We start from the raw sequence: 21,454 nt of genomic DNA on the forward strand, positions 1-21,454 counted from the left end.
GGTGCAGAGTTTACGATCTATAACGAGCAAGGACAGGAAGTCGTGAAAGGAAAAACAAACGAACAAGGCATTGCGAAGTTCGATAAACTCCCAGCAGGAAAGTACACATACAAAGAAACATTTGCACCACAAGGTTATGTGTCACATGAAGAAACATTCTCCTTTGAAATTAAAACGGATGGAGAAATTATTAAACACATCGTAAAAAACAAAAAGATTGAGGGTAGCTTAGAAATTACAAAAGTAGACGTAGCTGATGGAAACAATAAGTTACCAGGTGCAGAGTTTACAATTTATAACGAGCAAGGCCAGGAAGTTGTAAAAGGAAAAACAAACGAACAAGGTATTGCAAAGTTTGAGAAATTACCAGCTGGTAAATACACATATAAAGAGACATTCGCACCAGAGGGATTTTTAATCAATGAAGAAACATTTTCTTTTGAAATTAAAACAGATGGTGAGATTATCAAACATGTTGTAGCAGATCAGAAGAAAGAAGTTCCACCAACACCAGAAACGCCACAACCAGAGCAACCGGAACAACCACAGCCAGAACAACCAAAACCACAACCAGAGAAGCCACAAACACCACAGGTCATTGAAAAACCTGTACCAACACCAGAGAAACCACAACACATTGTAAAACAACCACAACCGATGAAAGAACAACCTAAGAAAGTAGAAAGCCATTTACCAACAACAGGCGGCAAAGCTGAAAATCCATATTGGAAATGGATTGGTGTTACATTTGTCGTTCTTGGTAGCATCCTAGCTGTTTACGTATATAGAAAACGTAAGAATCAAGAAGTGTAAAACACTCTCAACTGATAAGGGAGGGCGGGATCAAATGTGCATATTTGATGTACATTATCAAATCAATGATAGGAAATATACGAAATCATATTTACTTGCATTGGTGGAAGATGGGTTTCAGTTGCGAAAAAATATCCAACATGTTCTATTCAATGAGCACCAACAAGAAATTACGATCCTTTCTACAGATTTAGAAGAATTAGATTTAGTAGCTTCATAATGAATGAAACCTCTTAGGTATACAGAATATTTCTATTTAGCGATATAGAGAGATAAAACAATACAGGAGGATTTCTTATGAAACCAATTAAGCATATGCGAAGTAAACGCGGTTTTTATATCGGGCGAGTTCCTCATACAACACATACACCTTCAACAAATAAGCGTACAGAAGAATGGGCGGGAAGAATGGGAAAAAACATGATTTTCTCTTCTCTCTTGGTCACGCTAGACCCTTACAAAAAAGCGCGCAAATCATAATATTCATGGGAGGACATTCTTTCACTGAATATCCTCCCTACTTAAAAGGAGGAAGTAAGATGGGAAAACAAGCGTATCAAAATCGTCAAGAATGCTGGGAAACGTTCTGGAAAGAACAAGTAACGGTAGATGGTGAATTAGATATCGAACAAGTAAAGCAAGAACTCTTCAACTATAAAACACTCTTAGATCAAATTAATCAACCTCAAAACGGAATCATGCAACCTCAAATTCTAATTCAACTAGCCGCTGAAGAACGATCACAAAAGCATCGTGAAAAACTAGTAGCCCTTGCATAAGGCCATTTCAAGGATAGAAAGGAAGTGAAGAAGTGGCGCACAGCAAGCTCGACAAAGAAATTGAAAACTTCATAGAAAAGAACTGGAAAATGCTTTTAGGTATAGGAGCTGTCGCATTTGTCTGGTTTTCTAAAGAAAAAATCCTCACAGAATTGATGAAGCTGGTGCCAACTGTAGTCGGTGTGTTTCGTGGGATTGCTTTATTGATCCTGTTAGGAATTGTCATACGAATTGTCTTACATGGCATCTATTTATACCTAGAAAAGAAGCGGTATCGATATGTATTATTCATCCCTCACATAGATGATGAAGTTACACCAGATAAGCTAGGGCAAATGATTCGGCATGTACATGGTTCGGGGAGAAAACCTTTAGAACGTCTGTTAAAAGGGCGCGATTGGTATCGCATGACGATGTATCGTCCAGAGGGAGAAAATGAGCGTGTTCGCTTTTATGTAGGTGGTCCAGAAGATAAGATCAAACAGGTTGTGCAAGCGATACAAAGCGCCTATACCCACAGTGAAATTTATACCGTCCTAAAGGAAGAAATGCCATTTCCAACAAGAAAAGCGGTAGGAGGACGGATGGTATTAAAGAGAAAGCGGCTAGATGCCACATTATCACTAGCACGCTATACACGTGATGTATTACCGATGTTAGGAAGTGCAATGGAAGAAAAGACATGGATTGATATTGCTTTTACACCAGATAACGGATATCAGCTGACAAAAGGGATTCGAAAAGCAGAAAAGGCCATTCGAAAGAAGAAAAAGCATGGGCTAGATGCCTTTGAAAAAGAAGAAATTCGCGCATTAAATAAGCGATTTGCCAAAAATGAAGTCGCATTTCAAGTATCTGTTTCATTTGCAAGTGACTATTATCCTGGTGTACCTGTTATCAAGAACTTAGGGCATATGGTGGCAAGTATTATGGCTGATGTGAATGAGCTGAGATATAGACGGTTTAGACGCAGTATGCCAGCTGTACCACATCCCGTATACGGGAAAATGATCTGGACGGGATCAGAGCTATTAAACTTGTTCCATCTTCCCAACGTAACAGGGGATAAAAATAGCAAGATAGAGCGCAACATTTTGTATCTAGATAAAGGTGAAAACATGATACCAAATGATTTATTGGCCGAAGGCATTTCAATTGGTCATGTGATGCATCCCTATATTAAGGATCGATTAGTAAAAATTCGAGAAGATTTCTTCAAGAATCATGGCTACATTACGGGGAAAGTTGGGTCTGGTAAAAGTACCATTGCCATGAGGTTAATGCAAAGTGTCATTGATAAATGGCTAGAAAATCCGAATGAAGCGGGTGGATTATCTCTATTTGATCCAACAGAAGATTTGGCATATGTAGCAATGAATCGACTCTTAAAAGCGGAAAAGGATGGGAAAGAAGTGGATTGGAGTAAGGTGCACTTTATCCGTTTTCGAAACACAGATCATCCGCCAGCTTTGAATTTGTTTCATCGTTTTCCAAATGAAGATATCCAAACAGTGGTTGAATCCATTATGGAAATGATTAAGTTAATGATTCAAGGGCAAGCACAACAAACCGAAAGATTACTAAGAGCGATTATTGGGACGTTACTTTGTGATAAGAGTCAAATTCATACGATTTTAAGTATCCCACTCTTCATAAGTGATGAACTGTTTCGAGCAAATGTAATCGCCAATTTACAAGGACCAGAACAAAAATATTACTCTCATTTTTGGAAATATGAAGTAGGAAGCGCATTAGAAGACAGCACACAGGCAATTTTAAACCGATTAGATATCTTCCGTAATACGCTGTATTTAAAGCGTATGTACGGGCAAACAGGCTTTTCCTTAGAAATTCGGAAGTGGATGGATGAAGGCCACCTTATCTTTTATGATTTAGCGGGCATGGGAAAAGAAGATACATTACTAACAGTCGGTTACATTTGTAATCAATATCACCGTATCGCCCAACAGCGGCCGCATGGTTCAAAACTACATTTAGGCGTAATAGATGAAGCCCATGACGTGCCAGTACCCGTTCTTCCGAAAATCATTGCGAAGGATCGGAAGCATGGATTTGGATTATGGGTGATTACCCAGCAAGTTTCGGGACAGCTAGACAGAGAGTTAACAGACATGTTAACAGAGGCGGGCGGAAATTACTTTGTATGTAGGCAAGGTCATAATTCCGCGAAAACGTTAGAAGGCATTATGCAAAAGCAATTCCGTACAGAGTATTTGCAAAACCTTCCTAACTTAGTTGTAGCGATTCAAACACAAGATTATATCAGAGGTGAGGCAAAAAATGTGTGGTGTACGATACGTGTTCCACCATTAGACCGATACCTACCAAATGGAAAAGCGGCGAATTATAAAAACGAAAAAGAAATTCATGCATCAAATGAATGGACCAGAGCAAAGATTCATTCTTTAGAGCAACAAAATGGGAAAGCAGGATTAGAAATCGACAAGGAAATTGATGAGTTTCTATATGGAAAAGGCAAGTATCAACAAGCCGAAAAAGTCAATTTAACCAAAGAAGAACCTGTTGTGACATCGGGATTTGATGAGTTAGAAAAGAAACTATCTTCTAATGAAGAGGTGAAAGAACCTGTTTCAGAAACAGAGCTAGTCGAACCCGCACAACAAGCGCAAATTATCCCATTCCGAAAACAAGCTACGACAACAACAGAAGGAAAGAAAGAAAATAAGCCAGTAAAAGAGCCTGTTACAACAATCGAAAAAGAACAAGCGGTATCAATTGAAACAGAAAATGTAGAAATAAAAGAAGATACACCACAAGAAGAAGTAAGTATTTTCGATAGTTGGGAAAAGGAGTAAGGGGCATGGGAAACATTTTATTTCAAATCACAGATGAACAATTACTCATGAATTTGCATACACACATTTACTTGGATATTGAGTACATTCATCAAAAGGTGTATGTAGATTATACCAAAAAATCGGTAACGAATCGTTTATATAAGCTAGAACAAGCGGGTTATATCCGTTACGAGTATTTACCTGTTACATCATCGAGGAATCAGAAACGAAAATTTGCGAAACCTCAACGGATTTATACATTAACACCCAAAGGAGTTGAAATGGTTCGTGGATTTCGAGGGGAAGTGCATTGGAAAAATAGTTGGTCCAAACGTTCAGCATCCTTTGTGTATCACAGTTTAATGCTAGCAAAGATTGAATGTGCCATGACATTAATATCGAAGAGAGAAGAAAGATTGGAATTAAAGGAATGGATAAATGAACCGCGGGCCACATTTCAATATGCAAAAGGAAAAAGTCGTGTCATACGCCCAGATGGAGTTGCGGTGATTGGTTTAAAAGAAGCGATTGATAAAAACATTGGTGTATTTATGGAAATGGAACGTTCTTACGGGTCAAAAGAAGTATTAGAAAAAAAGATTATCCGTTATAACGATTTCATGGCGCAAGAGGGAAAAGCGGCAGAGTATCGGACGCATGTTGGTATGGGGTATGAAATATTGCAATGGCGCCTGGTATTTATCGCGGGTAGTGAAAGTAGAGAAAAAGAATTGATTCGCTACTTAAAAGGGGTAAGTAGTCCAGAGATACCAGTGTTTATCACACTGTTTCAAGATATATTACAAGACCCATTCGGCAATATTTATCGCAATATTCAGAATCTCGAAAAGAAAGTGAGGCTGTAAAAATGTGTTTCGGTTTATTTTATCGATAAGCGCCAGTATTTTTCTGTTAGTTATCTTTTCAGATTGGTTATTTGAAAGAGTACCAGGATCAAGAGAAGCCTGGGAAGCGGTGAAAAGTAAGGTCGTGGAAATTTACTATACACAAGGATGGGAAGGTGTTTTGCTTTTCTTCCTGGTGGTAGTGGGAATATGGAAGATGGTCGATCATAAGGGGGGCTAAAAGATGCCGTATCCTAGTCTAATATCTTCACATGGAAATCCCATTTTGGTAGGTATTGTCGTCAGTATCGTCATGTTTGTGTTAATCGGGTATGCAATTTACACAAAAAAATGGGAGATGTTCATTTTCTGTTTCTTAGCATGGATGATTCTTTTCATAAAAGTAGTTTTTCCGCATGAAATGGCGGATATTGCATCTAAGTTGGCGGATCATCACCTTTGGATAGATAAGGAGTAAAAAAGATGAGGGGGAGATAGACAATGTTTACCCATAAAAACACTTATGAAAGAGGAAATGTGGGAGAAGTTGAAGCTCAATTTCTAGTGGAAATCTATGAGGGAATGGGTTGTGAGGAAGTACATGAGATTTGTTTGTCTCAAACAGATGTATATATGCAGAAGTTTTATCTGATGGAAAACGGAAAAATTATCGAAATAGAAATTGGATTAAATACAGATGAATTGGAATGGAAGTGTGATGGGGTAGAGCTTACAAAAGAAAAAGCCATGTTAGAAATCGAGCGTGAAATCAGCTGTTATGACATGTTCGAGCAAGCAAGGATAGACAAAGGGTGGATGTTTAAAGAAAAGGCAAATAAGTTTCTTACAGTTTTAAGAGAAAAGGAGAGTGCATGATGGACGAATTGGAAGGTTTAGAGTTTGTAAGGGCGTTTCGGGCTACAGATGGAGCGTCCTTTGAAGTGGGGAGGGATGAAGATAAACAGTATGTGGTTCATGCTAGATTCCCATATATCACAGGCAGTCAAACGAAACTCAACAATTTTATCAATTATGCAAGAAATGAAATAAAAGATGAATCAACCGCGGTTGGTATGGCTTCATTCGCTTGTGATTGCTACGAACGATCTTTACGCCAGTACCGAAATTGAAAGGGGGATGAATATGGTTCAAAAGGTGAAACAGTGGTTTGCAAAAACATTTGAAAGTAAACAAGGGAAGGCAAGGAAAGCCACAAAGCTTCCTTCTTATAAAGGTCGCTTAATTGGAAAATGGGCCTTTTGGCTCCTGTTTAGTTGGATGCTAATTGTATCCATCACAACCGTAGTAAAAGGAAAGGGGGATACACAAGCAAAGGCCAGTACTACTCCAAAGGAAGTTACGCAAAAACAAAACCTTTCTACACGTCCAGAAGCAATTGAATTTGCGCGCGGATTCGCAAAGGAATACTTTACATGGCAAAGAGGGGATGAAGGCAAGAAGAAGCGTTCAGAACGCTTACATCCCTATATACCGAAAACGTTTGATCCGCAAGTTGGTTTAGATTTTGTAAGTATGCAATGGGATTCCAATTTTCTATATGCAACTGTATTAAGAGTAGATGAGGTTACAGATAAAGAAGCAAGCGTAATTTTTAAAGTGAAATACAAATTAAGCCGCATGAAAGCAGATAATAGCGGGCCAGAGGATAAGGAGGTGATCCAGCAAGTGTCGGTTCCTGTTCGAACAGATGGAAAGGCTTTTGTGATTAGTGGATTCCCTCAAATCGTCAAGGTGAATGAAAAAGCAGAAGTACCAGAAGAAAAAGCAGGAAAAGAACGAGAGGAAATTCATGAAATCACTGTAAAAGAAGACATTCGAGAATTTTTACCAACCTTTTTTAAATCCTATACCACCGCAACACAAAAAGAACTCGCGTATGTTTTAGCCAATACAGATATTAAAGGGTTAGAAGGAGCCATGAAATTTGAAAATGTACTTTCCTCTAAGATTTATCCAGGAAAAACAAAAGGCACATATGAGGTACAAACAGAGGTATCTATGATTGATCCACATTCTGAATCGAAAATGAAAACAGGTTATACGTTGTTTGTAAAACAAGATGGAAAGCAATGGATTGTAACAGACTTAAAAACAAAATAGGAGAGGGGCATGTATATGTTCAATATAAATCATTTTGTGTTAGGAATCGGGTTAGAAGGATTTTTCGAAATGATGAAGACACAAGGAACATACGCGTTATATTGTGCGTTTATCATTGTTATCTTGATCGTAGCGGCAAAGCGCGCATGGGGAAAAGCGATTACGTTAATTGTTGGCGGTGGAATTGTTGTATTCTTCATTAACAAACCAGATGCATTAAAAACAATCGGAACGTGGTTAGGCGGATTGTTTGGCGTCTAAGTAAGGGATGGAAAGGAAGAGGGCTACATGAAAGAAAAAGAATCAAAATCTATCATTGTCTATTGTTTCGGAAGCTATATGAACTATATGCGAAGACAGTACGAAATTATGGGGTATCGTCTTCCGCGTGCGGTTACATGGAGGGCACTTGGTTATTTTGCGGCGGTAGAAGCGGGGCTTGTAGCCTTCCGCTTCCTTCCTCCCTTTAAATGGATTTTTGGGGATATGATCGACCAAGTTTGGCTCATGTATTACGGTGTAATTCCTCTTTTCCTCGTATGGGGCGCAGATAAATATAAAACAGATGGAAAATCACTATTCTCTTTTGTTCGGTCCTGGATCACATTTCGTTTACGGAAGCATCAAAGTAGTCGCTTGGTGAATGTACCCAAACTTAAAAAACATGTGTTTTATGGTCATGTATGTGTACAACATGACGTCAAAGATTTACCAATCGTACATTCATTCAGTGAAGAAGAGAACGACATACACGCTTATGATGTAACATTTTTACCCCAAAAGGAGGAAGTTGAATATGTTGAAAAAGATGAACAGACCACCATTAAAGCACGTTGAAAAGAATTTAGCGTTTAGTACAGACGGAAAAGTATCCGCAGTGTATGAAGTAGACGGATTTGAATACGATCATCAAGACGAAAGTACAAAAAAAGTATATTATCGCAATCAACTCGCTCTATTTACCCATCAAGAATATGATATCCACTTGCTTGTGATTCCTCGTACAACAAATTCAGATGAAATTCTGGATGAACATATTTCCACTTTAAAAGGGCCAATGGCACCTACAGGACGCTTTCTTTTTAAAAAGGTAAAAGAATACTTACGAAATGCGGCCATTGCGAAAGAGAACATGGAATATCGCTTTTTCGTTTTAGTACAACTGAATATGGAACAGAAAGAAAGACAAATTCGTAACCCTGTCGTAGAAACATGGAAGTTTATGAAGAAGGTTAGAGAAGGGTTTGCAGAGACAGCTCAAAATATATCGGGTATGAATGTGACGGATATTTTAGAAGAGGAAATCGAAAATTATTTAGAAGTAGAAGACGTGTTATTTAGCCAGGTTAGAGGGGCCTTTCATAATACAAGACGTGCGAAACCGTCAACAACGCGCTTTTTATTCCATCATAACTTCAAACGTGGCATGAAAGAACTGAATCGGGATCAAAACTGGAAAGTAGGTTCTACAGTTACCTTGAAAAATGAAGAAGGAAAGGCGGTAAAAGTACGTCGGCCAGATTTACAAGAAATGGTGCATTTAACGGATACGGTGATTGATGAAAGCCCAGGGCGTTCTCTTATACTCGAAAGACAAAATGAAGAAGGGGAAATGGAAACCTCTCATGTTGCTTTTCTTGCGGTGAAAGATATGCCCGAAATATCGGCTTTTCCTGGTGGAGAGTGGATTTATCGCATTCAATCTCATTCATTAAAGTTTCCTGTTGAAATGAGTATTCGAGCGTATCATTTAGAAAACCAGATGGTTACCCAAAAACTTTCGAACAGTGAACTGGAATTAAACGATCAACGCCAACAAGCAATGGTAGGCGGTCGTACAACAGATTTAACAATTGATCGTAAAGCAAGAGGCGTCAAAATTGTAAAAGATCGATTTGAAACAACGGGAGCACCTGGATATGAACTAAGTGTACTGTTTTGTGTATATGCAGAAGATGCGAAAACATTAAAATCACGCGTCAATACGCTGATTACAGAATATCGCAAAATGAAAATTGAATTGGTCAATCCATATGGAGAACAATTAGCATACTTCTACGAGTTCTTACCAGGCTCTAAACGTTATAATACGGACTTTAAGTTATTTGTGGAACCAGGCGTACTTGCACAAGGAATGTTCGGGGCGACAACACAAATTGGCGATAATCAAGGGTTTTACATTGGAAAGACAAAGAAATTAAATCGTCCTGTTTTTATTCGTCCAGAACTCGCGGCGAAAGCATTAGACAACATTGTAACAGCGTTTGAAAGTTTATCGGTTATGTTTGCGGGGCAAACAGGGAAAGGGAAATCCTTCTTAATGAATTTACTCGCCTTCTGGATTGTTATGAGTGGCGGAAGGGCATTTATCATCGATCCTAAGGGGGATCGCACAAGATGGCCAGAATTATTGCCAGGGTTCAGCGAGGATACCTTGCAAGTATGGACACTTGGGAAGAATAAAGAGGATGCGGGCTGTTTAGACCCATTCCGAATAAGTGCAACGATAGAAGATGCGAAGAGTTTAGCACTTGAAATTTTGACGTTTCTATCGGATGTAGGTTTAGAGGATATCCGATATGACTATTTATATAAAGCGATTGAACGAGTGGCGGAAAAAGAAGATGCATGTTTAACTTTGGTTCGTAAAGAGCTAGAGAAAATGAAAAAAGAACCTAACTTATTGCCAACTGAATTAGAACGGTTAAACGCTCTTACAAATCGTTTAGCAACCTTAGAAGGCATCCAGCTAGGAGATTTATTGTTTGGTAGACCAGGTCAAGATTACCGCGTATTAAGCCTAGAACGCCCATTACAAGTATTACAAATTCAACATTTACGCATTCCGAAATCAGAGGAAAAGAATGAAAGTGTTACAGACAAATTATCTCGTAGTATCTTAATTGCGTTAGCGGCATTTGGAAAATCTTTAATGCATTCCGACCGTAGTATTTTCAAAGTATATCTACAAGATGAGGCATCTAGTATTTTGAAAAATAAAGAGGGTGCAGCGTCTTCTGACAAAATCATTCGAGAAGGACGTTATCACAATATCGGCTTGTATTTAGGAACGCAAAATGCATCTGATTATCAATCTGAAAACAAAGAGGTTGCCAATGTGGGGATGAAGTTCTGTTTTGCGTTGAAATACGATAAGGAAGCGGAAGAAATGTTGCGTTACTATAACTTACCGGTCACAGAAGAAAATATCTTAATGTTACGCCAGCTTAAACGCGGCGAAGCTTTATTCCAGGACATTTTTGGCCGAACCGCTGTTGTAGAAATTGATCCTGTTTTTCATGAATTAAAGACTGCATTTGATTCCTCTACGAAAACAGACGAAGAACGCGCAAAACAATTGGCGTAATTCGTATTACAATACAGATAAGAGTATTCAAAATTATCTGTATATGGAGGGTGGAATGATGAAAAAATTACGTATGTTATCTGGACTATGTGTAGCAGGAATATTGATGGTAACGGGAGTTGCGGGTTGCTCAAATGAAACGAAAGGCAATGCAAATCAACAAGAAAGTCAGAAAGAACGTGATATGAAAGAAGCGGATAAAGCCGCGATGGAATATGTAAAGGCTTATATTGAAATGGATACAAAAAAATTAAACGATCTTCAATATAAAAAATATAAATTTATGGAAGAAGGAGTAAGGAATCCAAATATTAGCCAAGAAATGAAAGAAAGATATGACTTGTTTAGATATGATTTGAAAGAAGATAAAAATGAGTATTATTACAGAGTTAAATATTATGACCCTGTAGAACAAGCGCAAATGGGATTATATCTTAGAATGGTAAAAGACGAAAAGGACGGGAAATGGAAAAATTACGAATGGAACTGGAACAATTTAAATTCAACTGTAGGAAGTATGGAACCAGTTCATGTTCATAAATGGAGGCAAAAGGAATGAAAAAAATCTTCTCTATTTGTATGATTCTTGTATTCTTTTTACTACCGTTAGGGTCCTATGTGGCCCTAGCGGAAGATACAAAAAAAGAAGAAAAACAGGAACAAAAGGGAGCAAGAATTTCCGAAAATCTATTTAGTGGGTACACAGATGGTATTTACAAAGATAAGTATTACGAAATCGACACATATCAACCAAAGGAAGAAGATAAGAACGTGTTTCAAAAGGTTGGTGGATACTTATTTGGTGATGATAGCGTAGGGAAAGATTTACAAAGGATGCTATATACAACCTGTCAATGGTTTGCGAATATGGCCTTTCAGTTAAATGTCATTCTGGGACAATTAACCATCTTCTTAGTCGATCAAGCGTTAAACCTCGACATTGTAGATACCGTAGCGGACAAATTAGGCGCGGCTATGCAAAATATTGCTGGTATTGGAAAAGGCGGCTTTTTATCTTCAGGGCTATTCCCAGCAATTATCGGTATTGCGTGTGTGTTATCCGCTTGTTACGCAGGTTATATCTTCTTTATTAAACGCCAACCATCTAAAGGGTTAAGTGAATTAGTGAAAACAGTATTTGTCATTGCTTTTATTGTTACGTACATCGGAAACGCAGGTACGATTTTAAAGAGTGCAAATACAATTAGTTCTGAAATTAGTGTAACGGTGTTAGCGAAAGCAACGGGCACAGTTGCAGGTGATCCAGGACGTTCTAAAGCGGATGCAATCTTTTCAGTGAAAAAGCAGATTTGGGATTTGTTAGTTGAACGACCATATTTATTTTTACAGTATGGGGAAGATTCAAAAGAAAAATTAGGTACTAAACGAGTAGATGAATTATTAGCGACAGCACCAGGAAAAGACAGGGAGAGCATGGTACAAGAGGAAATAAAAAGAGGAAACCAAATGATGATTGTTACGTCTGTAGGAGAACGTCTTGTATTTACAGTCATGTATTATGTGGTAAATACATTCGCAGGTGTTCCAGTAATCGCGTTTTGTTTATTGATTGTAGCATTCCAATTATGGTTCCTTGTCATGAGTATTATCTCACCAATCGTCATGGCGGTGGCTCTATTGCCAGGACACCGCAGAGTCATTGAAAGTTGGGCTTCACAATGGATTCGCCCATTGGCATTAAAAATCTTTATGTCTGTTATGCTTGTTATCATCTTTACGGTGGCAGAATTACTGTATGTCTTACCAGAAGCGGGCGTTGCAGGATATGTGTCTACAATGATTTTCCAAATCCTTGTTTTCGTTCTGTGCTATCTGTTTAGAGATAATATTGCCACGGCCTTTAAGCGAGTAAAAGGTGTATATAAAACGGTCACAGACATAACCCTTATGACTGAAAATGTTGTAGATAAAGGGAAAGAATATGCTGGAAATACAATTTCATATATTGGAGACAAAATGGGAGCACATTTTAACAGCGCGGCAGAATTAGCAGCGGCAGGCGGCCAGTTAGAAAATACAGGGACAGACGATGAAAAAACAAAAGCCAATCCATTGATACAAGCAAATATACCGAACGAATTACCAAGCAATCAAACGGAACAAGAAAAAGAAGAGAATAAAAAGAAAGGAAAGCTTATTTCCCTACAGGATCGTGATAAAGAGGGGAATTTACCACAGCAGGAAGCGGAAGGGAAAGAACAAGCGACACCAGGTGAAGAAGAGGTGCCATTGCAACAAGATCTTATCAGCTTAGATAAAGAAGCATTAGAACAAGAAATGGAAGGACAACAAGAAGGAACAGATGTAGAAGAATCAGAAATGGAGGTTCAACCAGAGCTTATATCTTTAGAAGATGAGGAAATCCCAGCAGGGGAAGAAACACAAGCTGGTATGGAGGCTTATGAAGAAATTCAAACAGAAGTACCAGAACAAGAGGTACCACTAGAAGAAATTCCGACTGATATAGAAGTACATGGAGATGTACAACAAGAAGTACCATTGGAAGAGGTTTCAACTGATATGGAAGCATATGAAGAGATCCAATCAGAGTCACCAGAACAAGAAATACCACTAGAAGAAGTTTCAAGCGATATGGAGGCATATGAAGAGATTCAAACAGAAGTACCAACACAAGAACTTCCATTAGAGGAAGTGTCACCAGATCATGAAACATTTGAAGAAATCCCATCCGATATCCCACAACAAGACATTCCAACAGAAGAAATTCCGATGGATATTTCAAGAGAAGAAATACAGCCAGAACAGGAAACTTCAACACATATTCCACAACAAGAAATCTCAACACCAATTGAAACAGAGGCAAATGAACCTTTAATACCAGACACAATTCGTGCAGATGTAAATGAAGAAGGTGTCATTGTACCTTATACAACAGAAACAACAAGTACAGATATTCCAGATGCTATTCCTGCAGAAGTGAATGAGTCTGGGGAGATTGTTGCAAAAAATACTCATATAGATGTCGAGTCAACTGTACGAGATGAAAATTCTTCTGACTCATTTATCCCAACGGAATCCATTTCCTCTTCTGATTTAACACGAGTAAAAGAGAAGGAAGTGAGCAAAAATGAACCGATCCAAGGAGAAGCGGAAACAATCGATACACCAGATATACAATATGGAGCTGTAGCCGCGGGAAGTGAAAATTGGATGCCTTCTACTGAACCGCAAAACTTAGATAACTTAGATAACTTAGATGATTTAGATGATTTGGAGCCACCAAAAAAAGATGAGTAGAGTCCTAGACTTTTAGGACTTTACTATTTTTTTACGAAAAAAGGAGCGATATAGCTATGAAACACTGGGGATTAACGTGTATGAAAATGGTGAGTATCAGTATTTTTCTCTGTATTGGGTGTTTAGGGTGGATGAACATAATCATTCTTTTCATACAGAGAGAATGGCCGACAGATTTATTAGGATGGATTGGTTTAGGGTTACTTATCTGGTATACGCTCATTCTTTTAACTCTCCAAATTATCCATAATGAGTTACGTTGCCCTATTGATGACAGGGCCAAACTAGCCTTTTTTATCTGGTTTGTAGGAATCGGTCATTTTGGATTATTAGACTTTATACAAACCCAGCAATCTACTCTTTTAACGTTACTATTTCATGTTTTAGCGATTATACCTATCCTTTTGGCCCTTACATATGGGCTGCTTGTTCGAAAGTATTCCAATCAATCTTGATACATGTTGTAAGGGGGGAGGGATGATATGAGACCAGAAATAAAAGAAGTTGTAGATAAAACGGTACAAGAAGAGATTGCACAAGAACAAAAAAAGAAGAAGAAAAAGAAATCCTGGTTACTGACATTTCTTTTTGGGAGTTCTACTTTCACGATAGGATTGTTCGTCTGTATTGGATTTCTTTTATTTATTGTTTTAGGGCAAGGCATTGGCAAAAAAGAAGAGGAAGCACCAGCAACCATCCCAAGTAATGGAATGACGGTTTGTCGGCCAGGTGGAAAATCAGTGGCACCAGAAGAATTACAACCCCACCTAGGCGGCGTTTTTACAGGGAAAGCACAAACTTTTTTAAATGCAGGAACACAAAACCAAATCGATCCCGTTTTATTAGCAGCCATTGCAAGGTTGGAAACGGGGAACGGTACTTCTAATGCAGTAAAGAACTATAACAATCCTGGTGGCCTCATGGACCCTGGTAGTTCACAAATGAAAGGATTCATGAAGTTTGCGACTTTAGATGAAGGAATCAACGCTATGGCCCGAAACTTATATAAAAACTATATCGGTATGGGGATTACAACCATAGAAGCAATTGGAGCGAAATATGCACCACCAGGAGCCGCAAATGATCCGCATGGCACAAATGGTTTATGGCCAGTATTTGTAACAAAATTTGTGGCGCAAATGGGCGGACTTACTTTCAATTGTGAAGCGGGAAAGCCAGGCGGCGTTGTAGATACGGGATCAGCAAGCTCACAAGGGTTTATTCGTCCTATCGCCCAAACAACAATTACAAGCCCATTTGGGCCACGCTGGGGCACTATTCATAAAGGTATTGATTATTCTTGCCAAGACGGTGTCACACCAATTGCCGCGTCGAAAGGTGGCGTTGTAGAGTGGGCGAAATTTGGCGCTTCCGGTTCGGGGTTTGGCGGATATGGAAACGTAGTTGTAATCAATCATGGGAATGGATATTGGAGTTTATACGGTCATATGTCGTCCATTACTGTACAGGAAGGTCAAAACATTGGAGTCGGTCAACAGGTAGGTGTTTGCGGAAGAACAGGGCAAGTAACAGGGCCACATCTTCACTTTGAGATCAAAACATCTTTGACGTTTGGTCAAGTCGACCCAGCACCTTATTTGCCGAAATAAGCGGAAAGAAAGCGAGGATTAGGGATGAAACAGGGAATCGTTGGTTTAATCATAGTTGTACTAGTGGGTATCAGTGTATGGTTATGGAATCAAAATCACACCTTACAGCATAAAGTCGAGCAAACGGAAAAGAAATGGACGGAACAAGTAAAAGAGCTAAAAACAGAAAATCGAGCATTGGAAAAGCGCGTGACAGTTTTAACAGAAAATACCCAAGATAAAGGGCAAGAAGTGGCGAAACAGTTTGTTGAGCTGTTAATACAGAATGATAATAAACAAAAAGAAAAGCCAGGATTTGAAAAAATCAAAGAAATGATAACAGGAGAGGCACGAAACAAATTATTAAACGCGCCAGATGATGGACATAACCATATACAAGATGATGGCTCTATGCATATTCAAACGAAACCGAAGATAACAGATATGTACTACATCAAAACCACTGATAATAAAGCGGATGTAACGGTTAAATATGATTATCTTGTAACGGTTGATGGAACAGAACAACAAGAAAAACACACCATGAAATTAAATTTACTATTAGAAGGTGAAAAATGGTTTGTAGAAAATTATGAATTCCAAATCAATACAGGAATTGAAGGACCATAGAGAAAGGAATGAGGGGAGTTGGTAAATCAAAATGTATTGCATCATATTGGGTATGAAATATTGCAAGAAACGTTTGTATTGATTCGAAATGTATTTTCCTATTCAAACCAAGATGAATCCAGTGTGACATATGTGCGAGAAATTGCGGATGCCTTGCATAATATCCCGCATTCGATTCAGAAACAGCATGATACATTTTTAGAATTTGAGTTCAGACTGTTAGAAGAAACATTAATGAAAATGGACTTTGGAAAAGTTGCTATACAAAACATTCCCTATTTCAGAATGTATGCGGCACGTGTACAGCAATTGTTACAGAAGCGTTATAAAGAGGTTTAATCGAGTGGAAATGAGGTGATAAAGAATGATTGTATTGGGAATTGGGCTGTCAGTTTTGCTGATAGCCTTTTTGTTTATCCAGGTGTATCCGTTCCACGAACAAAAATTAGAACAAAGAAAATATGATGAATATGGAATTTGGATCATTGTTTGCACAGGGGTATGTCTTTATGTTTCGCATCATTTTTTACAAGAAAACATGTGGCAATGGGGATTAAAAATTGTTGGTGCAACATTTTTTACAGGATTTTCAATCGGATGTGTTGGAAAACAATGCATATATGATTTTCAACATAAAAAGTTTCCCTTTCAGAAAAAATGACGCTTCAAATTCGTTTGTAATTGATTTTAAAGGAGTTATTAATATATTTGGTATTGAATGAGGTTTCGTCTTTTATTCGGTGTTTTAAGTGGTTTAAATGAGTTTTTAGAGAAAAAGGGGTGTGAGGATGATTTTTTTTAAGTTATTGCATATATTTTGCTAAGTATAGGAGTTTGTACGCTTGTTTTGGCAGGAATTGCTGCGATTGTAAAGAAATAAATGATAATCGCAAATATAAACCTATTATTGGCCATGTATTATTTTTGTTCGGGAAGTCTTCTGTATTTGTGCACGTTATGGGAAACACAAGATATTTTCCTACAAGCCTTTTTGATTTTAATTGTGGGAATTGCGATTATCCGATTAAGAAAAAGCTGGTATGTACCGCAAATGCGTACCTATCTTCAAAAACAACAGGAGCAAGCGAAAAATAAGAATGATCTGTGAGAAAATCCATGAAAAAAGGAGTGGGAAAATTTTGATACATCAATATGAATTGAACTTTTCAGTGATGTATAGTGGCAAGGTAACAGGCTCACAATCTACAATTATTCCAGCAAGTTCTTTAGAGGAAGCAAACGAAAAATTACAATCGGAAGTAAAGCGGCGATTAGGAAAATGTAGTATAAAAGTGAATACAGCAAGTTTATGTGTTTCCGAGGATAGTCGGTATGCAATCAAATAAAAGGGAAAAGTCTTGTTTATACAACAAGGCTTTTTTATTATTTTATGAGCTTTTTAATCAGCTGAATTTGAAAAACGTGACTATCTGTAATACCAAGTACTTTCATTTCTTCTTTAAAAGAGCGCCAGGGTTCAACCCTAATTGATTTTGTGCTTTTATCTCTTAATGTGTATTCTCTTATGTAATATGATTTTTATTTGTTATGTTCTTTCATTGTGGTACCTCCATTATGATAATAAGATGGAGAGGAAAGCACTTATTTAAATTGCTTTCCTCTTTTGAAGTGTACCTATGTGACCTACAGATTGCTCTTCAATAATAATTATATATCCATTCAATGATATTTGGCTTCAAATCTTAATAAGCATAAAGTTTCTAAGGGTATAGCATAAAAGGATTTTGATGAGGGACAAAAAACCGTAAACTTGTTGCATGATTTATAACTATGTAAAAAGAGATAAACGTAACAAATTTGGTTTTATAAATACATCACAGTTTGAAATTGTATGTGGTGTGTTTATAAAATGATAATATATTTTAATATATTTTAATACATTCAACATAATTTAATATGTTTTGTATGTTTATATAATAATTGTTTTATATGTTTTATATGTTTATATGTTTTAGAAAGCTGAAACATATTGTTACATAAGGGATTATAGTACTTATCTATAACAAAAACGGTTTTAAAGATAACAAATTTGGTTGCAGCTATAACAAAACTGGTTTTAAAGATAACAAATTTGGTTGCTTATCTATAACAAAACTGGTTTTAAAGATAACAAATTCGGTTCCGTCTATAACAAAACTGGTTTTAAAGATAACAAATTTGGTTGTCTACCTATAACAAAAACGGTTTTAAAGATAACAAATTTGGTTGCAGCTATAACAAAACTGGTTTTAAAGATAATAAATTAGTTAAATGATATATATTTTTATAAATTTAGAAAGATTAAGTTTCATTATTTTAGTATTCTACATAATTATGTTATGTAGAATGCTTAGATATCTTACAGTGGGAAATCTATTATAAGATTTTAAAAAAAATTAACTATAACAAAGTGTTGTTGTTTGTTATAGTTAATTTAGCAATAGGGTTAGGAAAGGAATGACGTATGTAGATATGTCTATAAATCAAGATTTACAAATTAAAGAGAATAATATTGTTTCTAAATCAAATACTTTGATTGAAGCTAATTCACGTTTGAATTTAGTTGAACAAAAAATGTTACTTTGTTTGGCTAGTAATATTGAACCCAACGACCGGGATTTTAAAACATACACATTCCCAATTAAACAATTCCATGATCTACTTGGTTTGAATGGATCTACTAAATATACAGAGTTAAGTAAAATTACAAAGGAACTATTATCTAAAGTAATTGAAATTCGAGCAGGGGAAGAATTAATACAAGTATCTTGGCTTTCTTCAGCAATTTACAATAGAAATAAAGGGACAATTGATATGCGTTTCGATCCTTTATTAAAGCCATTCTTATTGGAACTAAGTAGCAAATTTACAAGCTATAGATTGGCTAATATTGTTAAATTAAAAAGTACATATGCTATACGTATTTATGAACTACTTAAGCAATATGAAGATTTAAGGGAACGTACAATTAGTCTAGAAAACTTAAGGTATTACTTAGATGCAATGGATGTATATCCTAACTATGCAAATTTTAAGCAACGTGTATTGAAACCCTCTCAAAAAGAATTAAACCAAAAAACAGATATTTCTTTTGAATTTGAGGAAATTAAACTAGGTAGGAAAGTACAAAAAATTAAATTTATCATTCGTGCTCAGAAAAAGAAAGATTCTGATTTAGTTCATTTTGAAAAGAAATTAGATAAGTTTCAACAGCCAAATACATTCGAACAAAAAATTAAAAGATTTGAAGAACGTTGTAAAGAAAAAGTATTTCCTAAAGTTTTTGAGAAATGGGCAAAGCATAAAGAGATTGTATTAGAGATAATTGAGGAGATACGTTTTCGTTCAGATATTGATTCGCCAATCGGTTATGTAGAGTTTATTCTAAATTCCCGATTAAAAGAACTTTCCGATAAAAAAATATTAAACGAAAGTAGTCAAAATGAAGAGGAGTCTAATAATAACTTAATAGAAATTGATACTATTATAGATTCAGTTATTACTAAATATTCAACATCTACAGGAGCTGTAGCTACATTTTTAGTTAAAGATACAGCAATTGAGGGGTTAGTGAGAGTAGTTACATTAGAGGAAGCTGAAGATATTTGGAAAGAACGAGAAGAGTTTGTCATGGATAAAATTTATGGATCCATTAAAAGAAATAGAAGCAAGAAAAGATACTAGCGTTATAGGCCTCACCATATCAAAAAAAGAAAATTGTACGTTTAGACACATTTTAACTAATATACTGCACGTTAAGTATAAAACTAATTACTAAAAACCATGGATAGTGGTATACCTAAGTAACTACGATTAACTAAAGTAGAGGGAAATGGAGTTTAAACGACACATAGATTAAGAATTATATAGGGGTAAACGAAAAAAGACGCTTAGTCTTAAAGGACTAAGCGTCAAGCTGAATAGATAAATAAATAAGTACATAGAGGGGAGCGATTCCCCAGCTTATCAAGAGTATATCATAGAATCATATTATAAAAGAAAAAGATTAGAAATGAGAGAGATAACTTTGATAAAGATTGAAATTCCTAAGAGTTCTTTAAGTATTCCAGTATCAGAAATTTATAAAGTTAATTCAGATTCAGGATTTTATTTTATAAGGGACTTAAGTGGGGAAATTGTTTACATTGGAGAGGCTTTGAATTTAAGTAAGAGGCTTACTAAACATATGACTGGTAAGAGTAGTGTTACAAAGAGATTCCATCGTGTGTTTCATTCTGTTGATGTGTTTTATTGTGATAGGAGAGACCGAAATATCTATGAATTATATGCTATTAACTTATATAAACCAATTGGAAATGTTAAGGGGAATGAGTTAGCTAGCAAAGTGGAATTGAAAAAGAGACGTGAGGATTGGATAAAGGGATTATAAAGATAAACGTTTGGATTCTGGAGAAAATTTGAATGGAAACACTTGTTTGTTTAGGCATAATTTGAGATAATATAGGTAAGTAAGTGATTACTATTTTATCTATTGTCGCGTACTGGGATTAGGTATTGCTTTCTTTTTTGAGAATACTTATCACCCAGTAATATTGTAGGGTAGATACCGTTTAGACAACGTGAATTATAAAGGGAATTTTTTTATTTATATCGAATACAACGTACGATCGGAGGATCGTCTATGTTCAAATTCTTCTATAAGAAGGATTCAGACACAACAGAAATTTCTTTTCATGTTAATTTTGAAGTTGTTATTTCTGCTGTATTTGGGTCTACTGGATTGTTTGAATTTATTAAACAACTATTGAACATATAGTAATTTGAAAAGGGAATGTGGAGATAATCCATGTTCCCTTTTTGTATATACATAATTCGTTTAAAATTAAAAAATAATGCTATCATTATAGAGGGGGAAATTCATTAAAACTAAGGGGATGAAATAAATGGCTATTGATAGAAGAAGGATATTTCCTAGGTTTTATCGTGTTATTCGAGTAGAAGTAAAAGGGGTACCGCCAGCATTTCGGAAAAAAACCACGCTAAGGGAATGTCTATAAAATAAGAGCCGTATTTTACCTCGTTACGAGTAAATCGGCTCTTTAATATGTAGAGGATGCATAGAAAACTTAGAGGGTTATTAATTCTGTGTTTCTTCGAGTTTTCATTGATTAATTGCTCGATAAAGAGAACCTTGTGATACACCAGTTCCTTCTACAATTTTTTTTATAGAGTATTCTTTACTGTCATACAT

24 protein-coding genes and 2 pseudogenes are annotated in these 21,454 nt (G+C 36.5%); 25 read left to right on the forward strand and 1 reads right to left on the reverse strand.

Features of this window, described 5'->3' with window-relative positions; all coding sequences use genetic code 11:
- The 25 genes and pseudogenes from DN401_RS28790 to DN401_RS30415 form a co-directional block, all read left to right on the forward strand.
- On the forward strand, window positions 1-813 hold an 813-nt coding region (locus tag DN401_RS28790), incomplete at its 5' end, for an MSCRAMM family protein (protein ID WP_149288103.1).
- A gap of 34 nt (window positions 814-847) precedes the next feature.
- Window positions 848-1,033, forward strand: a complete 186-nt coding sequence (locus DN401_RS28795; RefSeq protein ID WP_065211861.1) for a hypothetical protein — start codon at window positions 848-850, stop codon at window positions 1,031-1,033.
- 77 nt (window positions 1,034-1,110) lie between these two features.
- Window positions 1,111-1,293 carry a hypothetical protein gene (locus DN401_RS28800; RefSeq protein WP_045351294.1) on the forward strand — a complete coding sequence of 61 codons (183 nt, stop codon included), beginning with the start codon at window positions 1,111-1,113 and terminating at the stop codon, window positions 1,291-1,293.
- 59 nt (window positions 1,294-1,352) lie between these two features.
- Entirely contained in the window at window positions 1,353-1,592 is a 240-nt protein-coding gene (locus DN401_RS28805; RefSeq protein WP_149288104.1) for a hypothetical protein, read from the forward strand.
- A gap of 32 nt (window positions 1,593-1,624) precedes the next feature.
- Entirely contained in the window at window positions 1,625-4,429 is a 2,805-nt protein-coding gene (locus tag DN401_RS28810) for a type IV secretory system conjugative DNA transfer family protein (RefSeq protein ID WP_149288105.1), read from the forward strand.
- A gap of 5 nt (window positions 4,430-4,434) precedes the next feature.
- Window positions 4,435-5,277 carry a replication-relaxation family protein gene (locus tag DN401_RS28815; protein WP_149288106.1) on the forward strand — a complete coding sequence of 281 codons (843 nt, stop codon included), beginning with the start codon at window positions 4,435-4,437 and terminating at the stop codon, window positions 5,275-5,277.
- Window positions 5,278-5,500: 223 nt separating this feature from the next.
- Window positions 5,501-5,734: a hypothetical protein gene (locus DN401_RS28825; protein WP_078986498.1), complete on the forward strand. Its 234-nt coding sequence runs from the start codon at window positions 5,501-5,503 to the stop codon at window positions 5,732-5,734.
- Window positions 5,735-5,757: 23 nt separating this feature from the next.
- A complete protein-coding gene (locus DN401_RS28830) occupies window positions 5,758-6,132 on the forward strand; it encodes a hypothetical protein (protein ID WP_000494041.1) in 375 nt (124 codons plus the stop codon).
- On the forward strand, window positions 6,129-6,386 hold the full coding sequence (locus DN401_RS28835; RefSeq protein ID WP_098685811.1) for a hypothetical protein: 258 nt from the start codon (window positions 6,129-6,131) through the stop codon (window positions 6,384-6,386). Before DN401_RS28830 ends, DN401_RS28835 begins: the two co-directional genes overlap by 4 nt.
- A 13-nt stretch (window positions 6,387-6,399) precedes the next feature.
- Window positions 6,400-7,377, forward strand: a complete 978-nt coding sequence (locus DN401_RS28840) for a conjugal transfer protein (protein ID WP_074569878.1) — start codon at window positions 6,400-6,402, stop codon at window positions 7,375-7,377.
- 9 nt (window positions 7,378-7,386) lie between these two features.
- The gene (locus DN401_RS28845) at window positions 7,387-7,638 is read left to right on the forward strand and encodes a TcpD family membrane protein (RefSeq protein WP_000281809.1); all 252 of its coding nucleotides are present in this window, start codon (window positions 7,387-7,389) and stop codon (window positions 7,636-7,638) included.
- A 27-nt stretch (window positions 7,639-7,665) separates the two neighbouring features.
- Window positions 7,666-8,214 (forward strand): TcpE family conjugal transfer membrane protein, encoded by a 549-nt coding sequence (locus DN401_RS28850; protein ID WP_000659657.1) that lies wholly within the window; start codon window positions 7,666-7,668, stop codon window positions 8,212-8,214.
- Window positions 8,174-10,744, forward strand: coding sequence for an ATP-binding protein (locus DN401_RS28855; RefSeq protein ID WP_149288107.1), 2,571 nt, complete (start codon window positions 8,174-8,176; stop codon window positions 10,742-10,744). Before DN401_RS28850 ends, DN401_RS28855 begins: the two co-directional genes overlap by 41 nt.
- A gap of 58 nt (window positions 10,745-10,802) precedes the next feature.
- On the forward strand, window positions 10,803-11,303 hold the full coding sequence (locus tag DN401_RS28860) for a hypothetical protein (RefSeq protein WP_149288108.1): 501 nt from the start codon (window positions 10,803-10,805) through the stop codon (window positions 11,301-11,303).
- Complete coding sequence (locus tag DN401_RS28865) at window positions 11,300-14,023, forward strand: CD3337/EF1877 family mobilome membrane protein (protein ID WP_149288109.1); 2,724 nt, start codon at window positions 11,300-11,302, stop codon at window positions 14,021-14,023. Before DN401_RS28860 ends, DN401_RS28865 begins: the two co-directional genes overlap by 4 nt.
- 56 nt (window positions 14,024-14,079) lie before the next feature.
- The gene (locus tag DN401_RS28870) at window positions 14,080-14,478 is read left to right on the forward strand and encodes a hypothetical protein (RefSeq protein WP_149288110.1); all 399 of its coding nucleotides are present in this window, start codon (window positions 14,080-14,082) and stop codon (window positions 14,476-14,478) included.
- A 27-nt stretch (window positions 14,479-14,505) separates the two neighbouring features.
- Window positions 14,506-15,633: a peptidoglycan DD-metalloendopeptidase family protein gene (locus tag DN401_RS28875; protein WP_149288111.1), complete on the forward strand. Its 1,128-nt coding sequence runs from the start codon at window positions 14,506-14,508 to the stop codon at window positions 15,631-15,633.
- Window positions 15,634-15,657: 24 nt separating this feature from the next.
- On the forward strand, window positions 15,658-16,242 hold the full coding sequence (locus DN401_RS28880) for a hypothetical protein (protein WP_149288112.1): 585 nt from the start codon (window positions 15,658-15,660) through the stop codon (window positions 16,240-16,242).
- Window positions 16,243-16,260: 18 nt separating this feature from the next.
- On the forward strand, window positions 16,261-16,581 hold the full coding sequence (locus DN401_RS28885; RefSeq protein WP_149288113.1) for a hypothetical protein: 321 nt from the start codon (window positions 16,261-16,263) through the stop codon (window positions 16,579-16,581).
- A gap of 25 nt (window positions 16,582-16,606) precedes the next feature.
- A complete protein-coding gene (locus DN401_RS28890) occupies window positions 16,607-16,903 on the forward strand; it encodes a hypothetical protein (RefSeq protein ID WP_149288114.1) in 297 nt (98 codons plus the stop codon).
- A 127-nt stretch (window positions 16,904-17,030) separates the two neighbouring features.
- A pseudogene (locus DN401_RS30410) lies at window positions 17,031-17,350 on the forward strand (hypothetical protein).
- A 31-nt stretch (window positions 17,351-17,381) separates the two neighbouring features.
- Window positions 17,382-17,588, forward strand: coding sequence for a hypothetical protein (locus DN401_RS28900; protein WP_098801460.1), 207 nt, complete (start codon window positions 17,382-17,384; stop codon window positions 17,586-17,588).
- A gap of 1,126 nt (window positions 17,589-18,714) precedes the next feature.
- Window positions 18,715-19,926, forward strand: a complete 1,212-nt coding sequence (locus tag DN401_RS28905) for a replication initiation protein (protein ID WP_098059189.1) — start codon at window positions 18,715-18,717, stop codon at window positions 19,924-19,926.
- Window positions 19,927-20,269: 343 nt separating this feature from the next.
- Window positions 20,270-20,632 carry a GIY-YIG nuclease family protein gene (locus DN401_RS28910; protein WP_149288115.1) on the forward strand — a complete coding sequence of 121 codons (363 nt, stop codon included), beginning with the start codon at window positions 20,270-20,272 and terminating at the stop codon, window positions 20,630-20,632.
- Between the two features lie 252 nt (window positions 20,633-20,884).
- On the forward strand, window positions 20,885-21,019 hold the full coding sequence (locus DN401_RS30415) for a hypothetical protein (protein ID WP_255481549.1): 135 nt from the start codon (window positions 20,885-20,887) through the stop codon (window positions 21,017-21,019).
- Window positions 21,020-21,364: 345 nt separating this feature from the next.
- On the opposite strand, the pseudogene DN401_RS30420 reads toward DN401_RS30415, so the two are convergent.
- Window positions 21,365-21,454, reverse strand: a pseudogene (locus DN401_RS30420) (recombinase family protein); the annotation flags it as partial.

The organism is Bacillus sp. BF2-3 (assembly GCF_008368795.1).
In the GTDB taxonomy this organism is placed as follows: Bacteria; Bacillota; Bacilli; order Bacillales; family Bacillaceae_G; genus Bacillus_A; species Bacillus_A cereus.

What these genes read in the sequence shown, in the direction of transcription:
- DN401_RS28795 (WP_065211861.1), top strand. Translation starts at nt 848, where the DNA reads ATGTGCATATTTGATGTACATTATCAAATCAATGATAGGAAATATACG.
- DN401_RS28800 (WP_045351294.1), top strand. Translation starts at nt 1,111, where the DNA reads ATGAAACCAATTAAGCATATGCGAAGTAAACGCGGTTTTTATATCGGG.
- DN401_RS28805 (WP_149288104.1), top strand. Translation starts at nt 1,353, where the DNA reads ATGGGAAAACAAGCGTATCAAAATCGTCAAGAATGCTGGGAAACGTTC.
- DN401_RS28815 (WP_149288106.1), top strand. Translation starts at nt 4,435, where the DNA reads ATGGGAAACATTTTATTTCAAATCACAGATGAACAATTACTCATGAAT.
- DN401_RS28825 (WP_078986498.1), top strand. Translation starts at nt 5,501, where the DNA reads ATGCCGTATCCTAGTCTAATATCTTCACATGGAAATCCCATTTTGGTA.
- DN401_RS28830 (WP_000494041.1), top strand. Translation starts at nt 5,758, where the DNA reads ATGTTTACCCATAAAAACACTTATGAAAGAGGAAATGTGGGAGAAGTT.
- DN401_RS28835 (WP_098685811.1), top strand. Translation starts at nt 6,129, where the DNA reads ATGATGGACGAATTGGAAGGTTTAGAGTTTGTAAGGGCGTTTCGGGCT.
- DN401_RS28840 (WP_074569878.1), top strand. Translation starts at nt 6,400, where the DNA reads ATGGTTCAAAAGGTGAAACAGTGGTTTGCAAAAACATTTGAAAGTAAA.
- DN401_RS28845 (WP_000281809.1), top strand. Translation starts at nt 7,387, where the DNA reads ATGTATATGTTCAATATAAATCATTTTGTGTTAGGAATCGGGTTAGAA.
- DN401_RS28850 (WP_000659657.1), top strand. Translation starts at nt 7,666, where the DNA reads ATGAAAGAAAAAGAATCAAAATCTATCATTGTCTATTGTTTCGGAAGC.
- DN401_RS28855 (WP_149288107.1), top strand. Translation starts at nt 8,174, where the DNA reads ATGTTGAAAAAGATGAACAGACCACCATTAAAGCACGTTGAAAAGAAT.
- DN401_RS28860 (WP_149288108.1), top strand. Translation starts at nt 10,803, where the DNA reads ATGAAAAAATTACGTATGTTATCTGGACTATGTGTAGCAGGAATATTG.
- DN401_RS28865 (WP_149288109.1), top strand. Translation starts at nt 11,300, where the DNA reads ATGAAAAAAATCTTCTCTATTTGTATGATTCTTGTATTCTTTTTACTA.
- DN401_RS28870 (WP_149288110.1), top strand. Translation starts at nt 14,080, where the DNA reads ATGAAACACTGGGGATTAACGTGTATGAAAATGGTGAGTATCAGTATT.
- DN401_RS28875 (WP_149288111.1), top strand. Translation starts at nt 14,506, where the DNA reads ATGAGACCAGAAATAAAAGAAGTTGTAGATAAAACGGTACAAGAAGAG.
- DN401_RS28880 (WP_149288112.1), top strand. Translation starts at nt 15,658, where the DNA reads ATGAAACAGGGAATCGTTGGTTTAATCATAGTTGTACTAGTGGGTATC.
- DN401_RS28890 (WP_149288114.1), top strand. Translation starts at nt 16,607, where the DNA reads ATGATTGTATTGGGAATTGGGCTGTCAGTTTTGCTGATAGCCTTTTTG.
- DN401_RS28905 (WP_098059189.1), top strand. Translation starts at nt 18,715, where the DNA reads ATGTCTATAAATCAAGATTTACAAATTAAAGAGAATAATATTGTTTCT.
- DN401_RS30415 (WP_255481549.1), top strand. Translation starts at nt 20,885, where the DNA reads ATGTTCAAATTCTTCTATAAGAAGGATTCAGACACAACAGAAATTTCT.